This window comes from Cryobacterium sp. Y11, assembly GCF_002929535.1.
Taxonomy (GTDB): Bacteria; Actinomycetota; Actinomycetes; order Actinomycetales; family Microbacteriaceae; genus Cryobacterium.
On sequence record NZ_PJJO01000049.1, the window covers coordinates 20,488 to 35,247 of the forward strand.

Annotated in this window: 10 protein-coding genes; 7 read left to right on the forward strand and 3 right to left on the reverse strand. The window is 63.1% G+C overall.

Features of this window, described 5'->3' with window-relative positions:
• Positions 1 to 50: 50 nt before the first annotated feature.
• Positions 51 to 980 carry a hypothetical protein gene (locus CXY75_RS04215; protein ID WP_104081602.1) on the reverse strand — a complete coding sequence of 310 codons (930 nt, stop codon included), beginning with the start codon at positions 978 to 980 and terminating at the stop codon, positions 51 to 53.
• 254 nt (positions 981 to 1,234) lie between these two features.
• On the opposite strand from CXY75_RS04215, the gene CXY75_RS04220 reads away from it, so the two are divergent.
• The 3 genes from CXY75_RS04220 (at position 1,235) to CXY75_RS04230 (ending at position 5,176) form a co-directional block, all read left to right on the forward strand.
• Positions 1,235 to 2,599: a hypothetical protein gene (locus CXY75_RS04220; RefSeq protein WP_146069361.1), complete on the forward strand. Its 1,365-nt coding sequence runs from the start codon at positions 1,235 to 1,237 to the stop codon at positions 2,597 to 2,599.
• Positions 2,592 to 3,656, forward strand: coding sequence for an acyltransferase family protein (locus CXY75_RS04225; protein WP_158251114.1), 1,065 nt, complete (start codon positions 2,592 to 2,594; stop codon positions 3,654 to 3,656). The genes CXY75_RS04220 and CXY75_RS04225 overlap by 8 nt, the downstream gene beginning before the upstream one ends.
• A gap of 155 nt (positions 3,657 to 3,811) precedes the next feature.
• A complete protein-coding gene (locus CXY75_RS04230; protein ID WP_146069362.1) occupies positions 3,812 to 5,176 on the forward strand; it encodes a right-handed parallel beta-helix repeat-containing protein in 1,365 nt (454 codons plus the stop codon).
• Between the two features lie 78 nt (positions 5,177 to 5,254).
• Here the strand turns inward: CXY75_RS04230 and CXY75_RS04235 are convergent, their stop codons facing one another.
• A complete protein-coding gene (locus CXY75_RS04235; protein ID WP_104081651.1) occupies positions 5,255 to 5,713 on the reverse strand; it encodes an adenylyltransferase/cytidyltransferase family protein in 459 nt (152 codons plus the stop codon).
• Positions 5,714 to 6,134: 421 nt separating this feature from the next.
• On the opposite strand from CXY75_RS04235, the gene CXY75_RS04240 reads away from it, so the two are divergent.
• Positions 6,135 to 8,054, forward strand: a complete 1,920-nt coding sequence (locus tag CXY75_RS04240) for a hypothetical protein (protein ID WP_146069363.1) — start codon at positions 6,135 to 6,137, stop codon at positions 8,052 to 8,054.
• Between the two features lie 23 nt (positions 8,055 to 8,077).
• On the opposite strand, the gene CXY75_RS04245 is transcribed toward CXY75_RS04240, so the two are convergent.
• Positions 8,078 to 9,211, reverse strand: coding sequence for a glycosyltransferase family 4 protein (locus CXY75_RS04245; RefSeq protein WP_104081607.1), 1,134 nt, complete (start codon positions 9,209 to 9,211; stop codon positions 8,078 to 8,080).
• Positions 9,212 to 9,384: 173 nt separating this feature from the next.
• Between CXY75_RS04245 and CXY75_RS19710 the strand changes: the two genes are divergently transcribed.
• From CXY75_RS19710 to CXY75_RS04265, 3 genes are all read left to right on the forward strand, one after another.
• Positions 9,385 to 10,152 carry a hypothetical protein gene (locus tag CXY75_RS19710; RefSeq protein ID WP_158251115.1) on the forward strand — a complete coding sequence of 256 codons (768 nt, stop codon included), beginning with the start codon at positions 9,385 to 9,387 and terminating at the stop codon, positions 10,150 to 10,152.
• A gap of 205 nt (positions 10,153 to 10,357) precedes the next feature.
• Positions 10,358 to 13,567, forward strand: coding sequence for a LamG-like jellyroll fold domain-containing protein (locus tag CXY75_RS04260; RefSeq protein ID WP_104081610.1), 3,210 nt, complete (start codon positions 10,358 to 10,360; stop codon positions 13,565 to 13,567).
• A 97-nt stretch (positions 13,568 to 13,664) separates the two neighbouring features.
• Entirely contained in the window at positions 13,665 to 14,612 is a 948-nt protein-coding gene (locus CXY75_RS04265; protein WP_104081611.1) for a glycosyltransferase family 2 protein, read from the forward strand.
• The last annotated feature ends 148 nt before the right edge of the window (positions 14,613 to 14,760 follow it).

Genomic DNA, 14,760 nt, shown 5'->3' on the forward strand with positions numbered 1-14,760 from the left:
CACCCGGTTTAGACGCCGAAGGGGCCGGAACGGGCGCTCTGCGCAGCCGGTTAGCCGCCATCAACGGCCACCGTACCGACCCCGGGAAGAGGGCCGAAGTCCTGGGGATCATCGCGGCGCATCCGTGCGATTTCAGCTAGGCCGACCGAGGCGGCCCACTGGGTATCGTTGCCTCCGTCCGCCACATTCTGCCGGTAGAGCGTGCCTCGTTGGGTGCCCGGAATGGCTGGATATTCGGCTTGGTGCTGGCCAACCTGGCGGGCGCGAATGCCGTGACGAACCGCGACAGCGTGCACCCACAGGTCGTCGGCGCGCGGGGCCGACTGTTGGAAGGCCTCGCCTTCGAGCCGCAAGGCGTTCAGCAGTGCGAGCGGATAGTAGATTCCGGAGACGCCCGTGCAGAGTCGGCGAAAGCTGGACTCCGTACTGCTCGCGCGCGCCCATCGGGAGTAGGGGGCGACCGCATCGCCCTCGAAGACAATCGTGTGTGCCCGCTGTCCGCAGACATCGCCCGGGTGCCGTGCGGCCGCTGAGAGCAGTTCTGCCAGCCACACTCTCGGGTAGAGCACGTCGTCGTCGGCAGCGACCAGCGGGAGCTGTGCCTCCGTCAGGGCGTAGGGGTACTGCTTCTTATGCGGACCATAGTCAGGGCACGGCAGAATTTCGAGACCGCGAGCTTGCAAGCGTACGAGTTGGGCGGGCAACTGGGCGAGTGTTTTTTCGTCGTCCAGCCACAAAATGAGGCGCCGTGGTTTCACCGCCCCGGCGGCGATGGATTCCACGGCGTAGTACACGGAATCGATGCGGTGCCCAAACGAGGTGAGGTTCACGGCTGCCAGACCACGACCGGTCACCGGGCGTCGACTGACCCGATTCACCAACCGGAGCCGCGCCAGCAGGAGCTTGACTCGAATTCTGTCCGCGACGTCGACCGGGTCACTCGCCAGATCGACCAGGAGTTTTTTTACTCGGTGTGTCACCAAAATCTGCTTCCGTTTTCGCGGTCAATGTCTACGTGAAAACGCCACTGTACACGCAGCATGCCAGCAGGGGGCGACCCCCGATCGGGGGGAACCGGCATGCGAATTGACCCGGCGTCGGCCTTGATCCCGTGCCCACATGGACCTACTGTTAGGCCGATGCGGTCGCGCGGCATGAACAATACTCGAATTGTTTCGGGCGCGGCCCGGTGCGGGGCCGAACGACCTATATGCGTGAGACGACCAAACAGACCGTGACAAAACAGCACACGAGCGCACACGAGACGCTCGAACGGCCCGTGCCGCTCGACGCGAAATCTGACGACGAGCGGGTGCCATCGACCGCGCAACGCGTGCCGCGCTCGACCAAGATTATTGCCGTCGTCGTATTGGTTCTCATCGGTCTGCGCCTCGACCTGCCGATCGGCATCACCGTCGGCTATCTGGCGGCCGCCGCGCTGTTTCCGCTCTGGCTGCCGGCGCTGGGCCGATATCGGGGCGCGCTCACCCTCGTGCTGATCGGCGTCGTCGCCGTCGGCTCTGGCATCTGGCTGACCGTGCTTGCCGCCCCAAACCACGTCATCGCGGTGAGCGAACTGGCTGGCAACTCCATCGGACTCGTGGGCCTGTTGTGCTCATTCGGATTCGTACTCTGGACCCGCAGCGTGCTGCCCGACTCGTGGGTGGCCCTCTGGTTTGGGCTCGGTCTGCTCGGTGGAGTAACCACAGACAACGCCCGGTTCTATGAGAATCCGTGGCGTTTTGGATTCTCCTTCGCGCTGACGGTGGTTATCCTTGCCATCGCGCACATCCTTGATCGTCGATGGTTCGACCTGCTTGCGGTGCTCGGGTTGACAGTCGTGTCAATGATCACCGATGCGCGTTCTTCCTTCGCGATCTTGCTCCTGACCGCCATGCTCGTGGCCTGGCAAATGCGGCCCACCAGTCGACTTCGTCCCCTGCGCAAAAGATCGGGCGCCGGGGTTATCGTCGCCATCGGCGTGCTCGCGGGCGTCGTGTACTATCTGGGGCAAGCTGCCATTGTCGCGGGGCTGTTGGGCGAAGCCACGCGCGCCCGCACCGTCGACCAGCTCAACACCGCGGGGTCGCTCATTTTGGGTGGGCGACCGGAGCTGGCCGCCACGGCCTCCCTGATGGCCCACCAGCCATACGGGTTCGGGGCCGGCACGCTGCTGAATCCCACCGATCTGCTCGCGGCGAAGACGGGAATGGAGTCGATTAACTACGCGCCCAACAACGGCTACGTCGAAAACTACATGTTTGGCGGCAACATCGAACTTCATTCGGTGCTCGGCGACCTGTGGGCGCGCTTCGGCATTCCCGGTGTCGTGCTGGCCGTCTGCATCCTCTTTCTGGTGCTGCGCGGCATCGGAGCGGCAGTGGCCGCGAATCGGGCCAGTGGAATTTTGCTCTTTCTCGTCGTGAACACCGTGTGGATGTTCTTCTTCGGCCCGCTCTATACCGCAGCGCGACTGCTCATCCTGGTGCTTGCGCTGACGCTCATTCCCAAGGTTCCCGCAGTAACGAAACCCGTCCGGCGCAAAGTAGCAGGTCCGGTCCCCGTCGGTAGGCCTCATGAAACCGCGCCCCGTGACTGACTCAGCAGTGTTCGCCGCTCGCGGAACGCCACGCGAGGCTTGGATCGACGTGGCAAAGGGGATCGCGATCACCCTCGTTGTGCTCTATCACGCGGTCATGTACCTTGACGCGGTCGGTCTGGCTGGTGCTATGGCGCCGCTCAACCCGCTGCTGGACACCTTCCGCATGCCTCTGTTCTTCTTCATGTCCGGCATCCTCGCGGCCAAGGCCATTCGATTGCCATACTGGGAGCTGTTTCGTAAGCGGATGTCCCTGCTGCTGTATCTCTACGCGGTCTGGGTCGCCGCCCAAACCCTTTTCCTGCTGGCCCTGCCGCCGATCGGCCCCGACGGGCCCAATGCCAGGTGGACCGACTTGGTTACCCTATTTATTCGGCCGAGTTCGAACCTCTGGTTTATTTACGCCCTGCCTATTTTTCTTACCGTGGCGTGGCTGACTCGGCGCTGGCATCCGCTCATTGTCATGTCTATTACGGGGGCGCTCGCCGTGCTGTTCGGGTCGCAGATTCTGCACACCGCCACGCCGTGGGACAAGATGGGCCGTTACCTGGTATTTTTCTTGGCGGCGATTTGGTTGGGTCCGCGCGTTCGGCGCCTGATTCCGCGGCTGCGGTTGTGGCATGTGGCCGTGCTGTGCGGGGTTTACGGCAGCGTTGTGCTGATTATGGTGAAGCAGTCGTTGACGCGGGTACCGTTCGTGCTGCTTGTCGTGAGCATCCTGGCAGTTCTGGTGGGAATCAGCGTGGCCGTCGTTTTGTCTCGCACTCCGCTGTTCGATTTCGTGCGTGTGTTGGGCAGTCACACGTTGCCCATTTATTTGGTGCATACCCTTCCTATGACGGCCTTCGCTGCGATCCTCCTGGCTGGCGGCGTGACGCTCCCGGAGGGCGTCGCGACGGCGCTCCCGCTGCTGCTGTGCGGCGCGGCAATCTTGCTCGCCCTGGCCGTCTACCGACGATTCGCCGCCGTGCCGGGAGTGTTCACCGTGCCGGTTACCTCCTGGGTAGCGCTGCCGAGCAGGGCCGTGCGGGCTGAGCAAACCGAAACATCCGCTTAGCGGCTGGAGGGTGTGGAGGCGGCGGTAACGATGCGAAAAGTCCATGGCGCTACATTGACGTTTTCTCACTTTCCGGTAACACTCGAATAACTATCGGTGACTCCCTACGGTTGCCTCACGCGCGTACCCGAGCGTGCACGACACGAAATGACTCCATGCCAAATCGCGCAAGAGGAAACAAGTCGAAATTACCCACAGGCCGACCCGTCGACGAGGGTGTGCCCGCGACCAGAAGGCGTCGCCGCGCCACCCGCAGACTGGCGCGTGCAGCAGCAGCAGCAGCGGTCGTCGTTATCGGACTGACCGGCATCGGCTTGGGAGTCAACCAGGCCCACGCAGCGGTGTCTGCCGCGGTGGGGGACTCCACGTCAATCCTTGACGGACCGCACGCCGCGCCGGCCGATGGGCTGCCGGTTGACGCGTCCGTCGACTGGGTCCCTCTCGACGCGCGCACAGACACAGCCCCGGTTGCGTCTTCCACCGCCGGGTGGGACCGGGGCGAGTGGGAGTGGCTCATCGCCTGGCTATTCCCGGCTAAACCGGTGCCCGTCGATCCTGCTCCCACGCCGATTCCTCTCCCCGACCCCACTTTTACCCCGGTGCCGATTCTGATTCCCGACCCGGCGCCCGTCCCGATTCTGATTCCAGACCCGATTCCCGCGCCAATCGTGGTTCCAGTACCAACCCCCACTCCAGTTCCCGACCCCATATCAACCCCTGACCCCACACCCATCGTCGCTGATTCTGGCGCGCCCAACGCCGGCAACACGGGAGTCCCCGCTGGCACCGCCCTGACCATTCACGACGGTGATCTTCGAATCACCGAACCGGGAACGATCATCAGCGGCCTGGACGTTCGGGGCATGATCATTGTCGAGGCGCCGAATGTGACCATCGAGAACTCGATCGTGCGCGGGCGGGATCTCAACGGGCCAATGGCTCTGATCGGAAACCTCGGAGGGTTTGTGAATCTGAAAATTATCGACACGGAATTGTTCCCCTCAACGCCCTCGCCCCATATGCAAGGTATTTACGGCTACAACTTTGAAGCCACCCGCCTGAACATTCACGGCGTGATTGACGGCATCCATCTCACTGGCGGCAACGTGGACATTATTGATTCCTGGCTGCACGACAATCTTCACTACCAACGGGACCCGAACCATGGCGGTACACCGAGCCATGATGACTCGATTCAGATTCAGGAAGGTTCCAACATTCGCATCGATGGCAATAGGTTCAGCGGCGCCTGGAATGCCACCGTCCAGGTCACCCAGGACCGTGGGGACGTGGCAGATCTGACCTTCACGAATAACATCGCCGACGGCGGTAAATGTTCCATCAATATTGCCGAAAAAGACCATGGGCCGGTCAAGGGTGTTGTCATCTCCGATAACTCGTTTGGCCGAAACACCCGCGTCGACGATTGCGCCGTGATTGCACCGTCATCGACCAAGGTGTCCATGGCGCGAAACTACTACACCCCCGACGACGCCCTGGTTCAGGTGCGCGCCGGATGACTCACCCGATCAGACGAAAAGAATGGGTTCCTTGGTCGAGGAACCCGTTCTTTTCGTCTGATGATTGCTCGTCGACGGTTAGGGGACAATCGTGCGCGGTTGTCGCAGAGCGACCGCATCGGGGCGGATGAGAGCGTCGAGTGCGCGACGCAGAATTGTGCTGGAGGTATTGACCGTGTACGGGAAGTACACCACCGCAACGCCGACGGCCGCGAACTCGCTCTCGAGGTGCACCCCGCGCGGGGTGCCTCGCCAATCGTCGCCTTTGAAGAACACGTCAAAACGGATGTCGCGCCACGTGTCGAGCTTGTCTTCGACGACTTCGGCGACCGCTTCGTCCACAAAGGAGATGTGGCGAACAATTTCGAGACGTTCGACCAGCGGTACGACGGGGGTGACGCCCTTGGTGAGCTGGAGCATCTCGTCGGACACAACACCGGCGATCAGATAGTCACATTGGCTCTTGGCGTGCTTGAGAATATTGAGGTGTCCAACGTGGAAAAGGTCATACCCGCCGGCGGCGTATCCGATCCGCAGGCCGTTCTGACGGGCCGAGAATCGCCGAGCAGACTGATCACCAGCGGACTGTGCTGAGCCGGGCCGGTTGGTCTCCGTCGTGGTTGGCGAGGGGGAAATCGAGTGGATCGATCGGTCTTCTGGCAGCTGGCTAGTGAGGGGGTGCTTGGGGGTCACTGGGGCTCAGATTTCTCTCAGGCTGCAGCGCGAGCTTCAACAGGATTCGGGTAAGAGAGGTGGTGAGAAATCCTAACCTTTTTCCGGCGGCATGACTAGGGGTGGCCGAACGACCAAGCGACGGCCGCGCTCGCGCCCGCCTCCATCTGAACTGGGTAGGCAATTGATTCTTGGTACACGTAGCGCAAATTACGAGTCGAAGTATAATTCCTGCACAATGGGGGCCACCCGAAGGTCGCCATCCAAACTGAGTAGAGGTTCTCTTATGGCGCCGAGCTTTCGGTCTCCGGTAGTAACCATCATCGCCGCAGCAGTAGTTGCTACGGCGATCGTTTTCGGCGCAGGGGCGGCTCAAGCGGACACGGCGCCGCCGAGCGCATCCACCCCTAAAACCGTATCGGCTGATGCTTTGCCTACTGCCCAAATCAACGGGGTGGTGTGGACGCAAGTTATCGTGGGAAACACGGTCTATGTCGGCGGTGAGTTTACGCGCGCGCGGCCCGCTGGAGCCTCGGCGGGTACGAGCGAGGTCACGCGCAATAATCTCATGGCGTACAACCTGTCGACCGGTGTCATGACGGCATTTAATCCCAGTCTGAACGGTGCCGTGCGGGCGATCACCGCCTCGCCAGACGGATTGCGCATCTATGTCGGGGGAGCCTTTACTAAGGTCGGTGCCGTGGCGCGAAGTCGCTTGGCCGCCTTCGCGACGGACACTGGGGCACTCCTGTCTGATTGGAAGCCAACAGCCAACGGTACAGTCAGGGCACTTGGCGCGTCGGGGAGCACCGTCTTCGCTGGGGGGAGTTTCACCTCGGCCAATTCACAGTCGCGCCAGAGGATCGCCTCGTTCATTGGCTCGACCGGCACGCTTGGAGCGTGGAAAGGCAAGATTCCCGATGGTGCGGTGCAGGCACTGACGGTTTCGCCAAGCGGCGACCGGGTTGTTATTGGTGGTTCGTTCACGTCCTACAACGGTGCGACGACTCCGGGCTATGGAATGGCGGCCACGAATTCCACCTCCGGTGCGGGTATGACCTGGAATATCGGAAAGCTCATTAAGAATGCCGGCCCTAACGGTGCCATTTTGTCGCTCACCTCCGATGCCGACGGCGTCTACGGCACCGGTTACGATTTTGGCAGCGGAGCTATGTTTGAGGGCACGTTCCGGGCCAGCTGGACTAATGGCAACACCGTTTGGATCGAGGACTGCCATGGTGACACCTATTCGGCCGTTCCGGTTGGCGACGTCGTGTACACAACCGCTCACGCGCATTTCTGCGGCAATATCGGCGGGTTTAAGGAGACGGTCCCACGCAGTTATCACCGCACGCTGACCTTCACCAAGGTGGCAACCGGAACCATCACCAGGAACGTCACGGGTGGGAGCTACTTCAATTTCGCCGGAAAGCCCAGGCCCACCCTGCTGGCGTTCTACCCGGACATCAACACCGGCACCTTCACCGGGCAGGGGCAAGGCCCGTGGAACGTGGCAGCGAACTCTCAATATCTGCTCTACGGCGGCGAGTTCACGATTGTAAATAACAAGAGGCAGCAGGGGCTCGTGCGCTTCGCGGTGTCTTCGATCGCCCCGGACAAGGAAGGGCCGAAGGCAACCGGCGCCAGCTTCAAGCCCACGCTCACCACGCCCAGCGCTGGAACAGTCACGGTGAGGTGGACCTCCAATTACGATCGCGACAATGAGCTACTTCGTTACGAGGTGCTCCGAAACGGCGTGGTCGTGCATACCCAAACGGGACTTTCCGTGGACTGGAGCCGCCCGGCGATCAGCTGGACCGACACCGGTCGTACGCCCGGAACGACGTACTCGTACCAGATTCGGGTGAGTGACCCGTTCGGTAATACCGTCACCGGCGACGCGGCCACCAAGAGAGCTCTCGGCGTCACCACCCTCAAGGAAACACCGGGCGTGACTGTGCCCACCGAACCGAACCTCGCTCCCGACGTGAATCTGTTGCCAGCTCCCGAGGTTGCCCCCGATGCGAATGTCGCGCCAGCCCCTGAGGTCGCGCCCGATGCGAACGTCGTGCCAGCCCCTGAGGTCGTGCCCGATGCGAACGTCGTGCCGGCGCCCGAGATCGTGCCCGACCTCGACGTCGTGCCGGTTCCTGAGGTCGTACCCGATGTGAACGTGGAACCTGCGCCGAAAGCCGGGCGGGAGTAGTCGGGCACGGCCACCGGGCACGATTAGCGCGAGCGCACAGCGAGCCGGGTCGGCCGGGCAGCGGCCCGCTTGAGAACCTGGGTCAGCAACGTCAGGCGGCGCTCCTTCGTAAAGAGCGGGTTGACCGTCGACGGTTCGGGCAAGGCTTCCCGCGCTCGGACGGACCGTTCTAGCGTGAGAATCGCCGTCGAAATGTCCGTCATGGGTGCATCGGTGCGCGCTACGGCGATGCCGCCGACAAGGGGCAGCACCTCACCGGGCCCACCGTCGGCGAATCCCGCGGCTCGCACCCCCACCCGCCATGCTTCAACGGGAACGAGGCCAAACGACTCGGGCATGGAGGGAAAGCAGGCAACAGCATCGATCTCTCCGGCGATGGCTGCTACGGATTTTGCCTCGCCGCGGTACTCGATGCGTGGGTCGCTCTCGATCAGGTGCATCACAGCGTCGAGAGCGGACTCCTGCCCAGGAAAGGGGGCGCCGAACAGAAGCAGGCGCCACGTGGAACCGGAAACGGGAAGGTGGGAGGGCACCGCCGGCCACAGGGACTGCAGCGCCTGGGCTACCTCGAGGTGGCCCCGTCGCCCATTGACCCGGCCGACGACGGCGAGGGTGAACGGGGCGTGCAGTGTCGGTGCTCTGACGGTAGTTACCGGGTCGAACACGGGCGATGTCACGGTCAGCCGCGTGCGGGCAACCCCGTTGCGCTCGAGCCACGCCGCCGTTGCCTCACTGCAGGCGCAGACAGGAAAGCGGCCAGGGGCCAGAAGCAGCCGCACCAGGAGATTTCCCAAGCGGCTGGGCAGGAGTTCGTGCACCGACAGGTAAAAGCTCTTGCGTTTCAGGCGCAGCAGGGGGATATACGCGGCGAGGGCGAGAGTCCACAAGACCACGACGTCAGCGTCGGCAATTTCCGGCCGAAGACGAATCGGATGCAGGAGGTCTGCGATTTTACTGAGCCTCAGGACGGCCAGCCCCGGGTCCACGATGACTGTCGCGGCTAGACCGGCCTGATCAAACTCTTCGGCCAGCGGTCCGGGGTTTGGCACGATGACAGCCACGGTGTGACCAAGGCTGAGAAGGCAGGAGATTTCCTGAATGAGTACACGGGAGGCACCGTAGGCGTCATTGTTTCCGTGCAAGATAGCGATGCGCATGTGTTGGCCTCATCAATTGTCGGCAGGTTTCACACACTGTACAGCGTGGGCGCGTACCCCAAAATGGGCGCAGACGCCCCCTTGGAAAGAAAACCCCACCCGTGTATTAATAGCTCAACGACGTCTCACTCGATTCGCTTTTTTCGATCGGGTCCCTAGCTTGGAGTTCGATCATGGCCGTGCACCACCCCGCCGATACTGGCCCAGATACCGGCCCCGACAGTGCGGGTCAACGGCGCAGACTGTGGTGGATCGTGGGGGCAGGCCTGCTCGTGCTGCTCGTGGTCATTCTGCTGGTAGCAAACGGATGGGCGTCGCAGCGCGCCGATTCGGCCGACGCGTCCGCGACTCCGTCAGTGACGAGTCCGTCCCCGTCCCCGTCCCCGTCCCCGTCCCCGTCTTCGACTTCGTCCCCAACGCCAGGTACCACTCCGGCGCCGTTGGCCAGCCCGGCACCGACAGCTCCGGCATCTCCCGCGCCGGCCGCTCCCGATCCGAGCGCCGGGATCGGTGTTCCGTCTGGCGATGTCGCTCCACCGCAGATCCTGGCTCCCGTGCCCCTGGCCGACGCGGCAGCGGCCGTGCCCGGTGTCGTGTTCAGCATCAGTGATCTCGAGGCCGTCGATGGGGTGGCCCGGGGACCGGGCGAAGTCGCCGGGCCGTCGCTCCGTTTCGCCGTCTCGGTTCGCAATGACACCGCGTCAACGGTGTCGTTGACCTCAACGGTCGTCAACTTCTATTTCGGGGCCGACCAGACGCCGGCCACCGAACTCGCCGCGCCCGGTGGCGTGCCACTTCCGGACGAGGTCGCTGCGGGGGGCACCGCTCGCGGCGTCTTCGTTTTCAATGTCCCCAATGAGGGGCGGAGCCTCGTGCAGATTGCCGTGGATTACTCGGCCGGAGTGCCGATTGTGCTGTTCGAGGGCCCGGCGCCGCACTGATCGCCCGTGACAACCGCTCCCCCATAGGGGGTATTCCATCTTGAGAAAATCTCACTAGACTCCGTTGAATGCGATGACCACCCGACGTCCTCGCTCCTCATCCGAGTAAGGAAACTCCGTGGGATCTCTCTTCGCGTCTCCCCTGAATCGAATCCGTCCGAGTTTGAGGCGCGAACCTTCGACACGCGCCGGTGTATTCGGCTTGATGACCGCTCTCGCGGTAGTCGCCGCCGTTCTCACGGTTCCACTTCAGGCCGTAGCCGATACTGCTCCTGTCGACTCGGCGACGCCGGTGACGATGGCCGCGGACTCTCTGCCCACCGCGCAGATCAACGGTGTGGTGTGGACGCAGCTGATCGTCGGCAACACCGTCTACGTGGGTGGTGAATTCACCAAGGCTCGACCTGCGGGTTCCGGCATTGGCGTGAACGAGGTGGTGCGCACCAACTTGCTCGCCTACAACCTGACCACCGGGGTGTTGATCCCGACCTTCACTCCGAACCCCAACGGTGCGGTGCGAGCGCTCGTCGCATCCGCTGACGGCACCAGAATCTACGCGGGCGGCTCGTTTACCACCGTGGGCGGAGTGAATCGGTACCGTCTGGCGGCCTTTGACGCCAGCACAGGCGCACTCGTAACGTCGTTTGCTCCGGTTCTGAACGCTCAGGTCAAAGCCCTCGGATTTTCGGGTGGTACCGTGTTCGCCGGTGGAGCATTTAGCATTGCCGGCGGCCAGCCGCGCCCTCAGATAGCCTCGTTTGACGCCGCGAACGGCGCGCTGAAGGCATGGTCAGGTACCCCGGAAGGCGGTGCCGTCAACGCGATAACCGTCTCGCCCGATGGTGCCAAGGTCATTATCGGCGGCGCCTTCACGTCGTACAACGGTGCAAGCACCCCCGGCTACGGGATGGCAGCCCTCGACTCCGTCACCGGCGCCTCCCTGCCCTGGATGGTCAACTCCCTCATCCGCAATGGCGGAATCAACGGCGGGATCACGAGCCTGACCTCCTCGTCCGATGGCGTCTTCGGCACGGGATATGACTACGGCGCTGGCGCTAACTTCGAGGGCACCTTCCGGGCCAATTGGTCGGACGGATCGATCATCTGGATGGAAGACTGCCACGGCGATACCTACTCCGCCACGCTGACCCAGAATGTCGTCTACACCACCGGTCACGCCCACTACTGCGGCAACATTGGTGGTCCGGTCGAGACGACGCCACGCTCCTACCACCGCACACTGTCGTTCACGATGGCCACCACCGGACTCATTACGCCGAACGCCGTGGGCAGTTACGACAACTTCGTCGGCAAACCTCGACCGAGCCTGCTGAGCTTCTACCCGGAGATCAACACCGGCACTTACACCGGGCAGGGGCAGGGCCCCTGGAACGTCGTGACCAACGGCCAATATCTGCTGTACGCCGGCGAGTTCACCAACGTCAACAACAAGGGGCAGCAGGGCCTGGCCCGATTCGTCAGTTCCCAGGCCGCGACCAACAAAGAAGGGCCTCGCGTGGCCAACGCGGCCTTCGTCGCGACTGCCTTCGTTCCAGACCTGCAATCCCTCTCAAACGGCACTGTGCGCATTGGCTGGAAGTCGGCCTACGACCGTGACAACGAACGACTCACCTACGAGGTCCTGCGCAACGGGGTGTCGGTCGGCACCGTCTCTGGTCTGTCGGTCGACTGGTCTCGACCCAGCATGGGTTGGACAGACACCGGGCTGACCGCCGGGCAAACGTATTCGTATCAGGTCAGGGTGAGCGATCCGTTTGGCAACGTGAAGACCGGCGCGGCGGCATCCGTTACCGTCGCCAGTGCGGGGAGCTACAGCGCCTACGCGTCCGCGGTGCGTGCCGATTCACCGACGTCCTACTGGCCGCTCGGTGAAGCCAGCGGAACGACGGCCTTCGACTGGGCCGCCGCCGCTAATGCGCAGACCGCCACCGGTGTGACTCGGGACGTCGGTGGCGCTCTCACCGGTGACAGCGCCTCTGCTTCGCGGTTCAACGGCACCACCACCGGGTTTGCAGCGTCGAGCGCGTTTGAAACGCCGCGGGGCGACTTTAGCGTTGAATCCTGGGTGAAGACCACGACCAACCGTGGCGGCAAGATAATCGGACTCGGCAATAGCACCACCACAAACTCCACCGCCTACGACCGCCACGTTTACATGGACAATGCCGGCCGCATCTGGTTCGGCGTCAAACCTGGTGTTCTGCGCACCGTCAATACGACGGGGTCCTACAATGACGGACAGTGGCACCACATCGTCGCCACTGTTGGCGCAAACGGCATGGCGCTGTACATCGACGGTTCCCTCGCCGCCCAACGCACCGACACGACGTCCGCAGCCGCGATCCAAGGCTATTGGCGCATCGGCGGCGACAATCTCAGAGGCTGGACCAGCCGGCCCCTGAGTGACTACATCGCCGCTGACATCGATGAAGTCGCCGTGTATCCGACCGCACTCGGGGCTGCATCCATCGCGAACCACTACGCCGTGGGCCGCTCCGGTCCTCAGGCCAACGTGCCGCCGACGGCGGCGTTTGGCTACCAGACGTCGCCACTTGCCGTCTCGGTGGACGCATCCGCTTCGACGGATGCTGATGGCACCGTCGCCGAATATGCCTGGTCGTGGGGTGACGGAACGAACGGGGCCGGCAGAACGGCCACGCACAACTACACCGTCGCCGGAAGCTATTCGGTCTCCCTCACGGTTACCGATAACTCGGCCGCGACGAGCGCGACGACGCAGACCGTGCTCGTGCCTTCTGTCGATCCCAATCTCCCCGTGGCAACCGACACGTTTTCCCGACTCTTGAGCAGCGGACTCGGCTCGGCAGACAGCGGCGGCGCGTGGACCACGACCGGATCGTCGGTGAACTACTCGGTCAGCGACGGGGCCGGGCGATTCAAGGCGTCGGCCGGGGCCACGGTCAACGGATATTTGTCGGGCGTCTCCGCGGCTGACAGCGATGTGAGCGTGACGATGGCACTTCAGCAGGCGGCCACCGGCTCGGGAGCCTATGCGTCGGTCATTGGCAGACGAGTCGGCACCGATGATTACCGAGCCAGGGTCAAGTTCCTGGCCACGGGCGTCGTGCAGCTGCAGCTCATGCATGGTGCGACGACCCTGGCAACGCAAAACATTGCCGGGCTGACCTACGCAACGGGATCTCAGCTTCGACTACGGTTGCAGGTTTTCGGCACCGCGCCGACGACTATACAGGCGAAGGTCTGGAGCGTCGGCGGCACCGAGCCGTCGATCTGGCAGCTCAGCACGACGGATGCCACTCCCGCCCTACAGGCGCCGGGCTCTGTCGGGTTGGCCTTCTACCTCGGGTCAACGGCCACGGTGTCGCCGGTCACGGCAGCCTTCGACGAATTGATCGCCACACGCGTGAATTGACCGATGCCGAGCGAGGGCCATCAGCGTGTCTGACCGTACGTGTTGAGAACCGGTGCTCGCGCACAATTCGTGTACCCAGTGCCACAGAGGGGGAGTCGTGACCACAGAATATCCGTGTGATGAGGCCAGCGTAGTAATTGCGGTCCTCACCTACTGTCGAGCCCATGACCTGGAGGAGCTATTGCCCGAGCTCCTAGACCAGGCAGGCACGGTGTCGCGATCGATCGAGATTCTCGTCGTCGACAACGATCCGAAGGGGGGCGCCCGCGACCAGGTGGTTGCGGCCGCCGAGTCGAATAGCTCCGTGCCGATGCGGTACGTGCACGAACCGATTCCTGGGATCGCAGCGGGTCGTAATCGGGCTTTGACGGAAGCAGATCATGCCCAACTACTGATCTTCATCGACGACGACGAGCGACCCACCGCACAGTGGCTCATGCAGCTTCTCGATACCTACGCTACTTTTCGACCGGCCGCCGTGGTCGGTCCGGTGCTCTCGCGGTACGACACGGAGCCCGAACCGTGGATTCGGGCTGGTGGCTTCTTTGAGCGCCGCCGATTCGCCACGGGAACGCCAGTTTCTCTCGCCGCCACCAACAACCTGCTCCTTGATCTCGTTCAGGTGCGCCGCCTTGGCTTGCAGTTCGACGAGCGGTTCGGTATCTCCGGCGGTTCGGATTCGCTGTTCACCCGGCAGCTGCATCGGCTTGGCGGGCAAATGATCTGGTGCGACGAGGCTATCGTCATCGACGTGGTCCCGGCCAGTCGACTCACTCGAGAATGGGTGCTGCAGCGCGCCTTCCGCATGGGTAATACCTGGAGTCGGATCAACCTCGACGACACCGCGCACGGCGAGCGGATGCTCGTGCGAGCCACCATGGTCGCTCGCGGCACCGTGCGGGTCTTGGGCGGCCTCGCTCGCTACCTGACCGGATTGATCATCGGGCAATTGCCCCATCGGGCCAGAGGGCTCCGCACGGCCGCCCGCGGTGCCGGCATGCTGAGCGGTTCGGTCGGGTCGGTTTATCAGGAGTACAAGCGGTAGCCCACTGTCGCCCCGTAAGGGGGGAAGTCATACGTGACAAAGATTCAATATACTGCGAACTAGTGCGGTGGCTACTCGAAGGCTACGGTCCCAACCCTAAGTGAGGCCTTCTGGTGGCTGTTCTTTTGCTCGAACCTTCGCGCCGTTT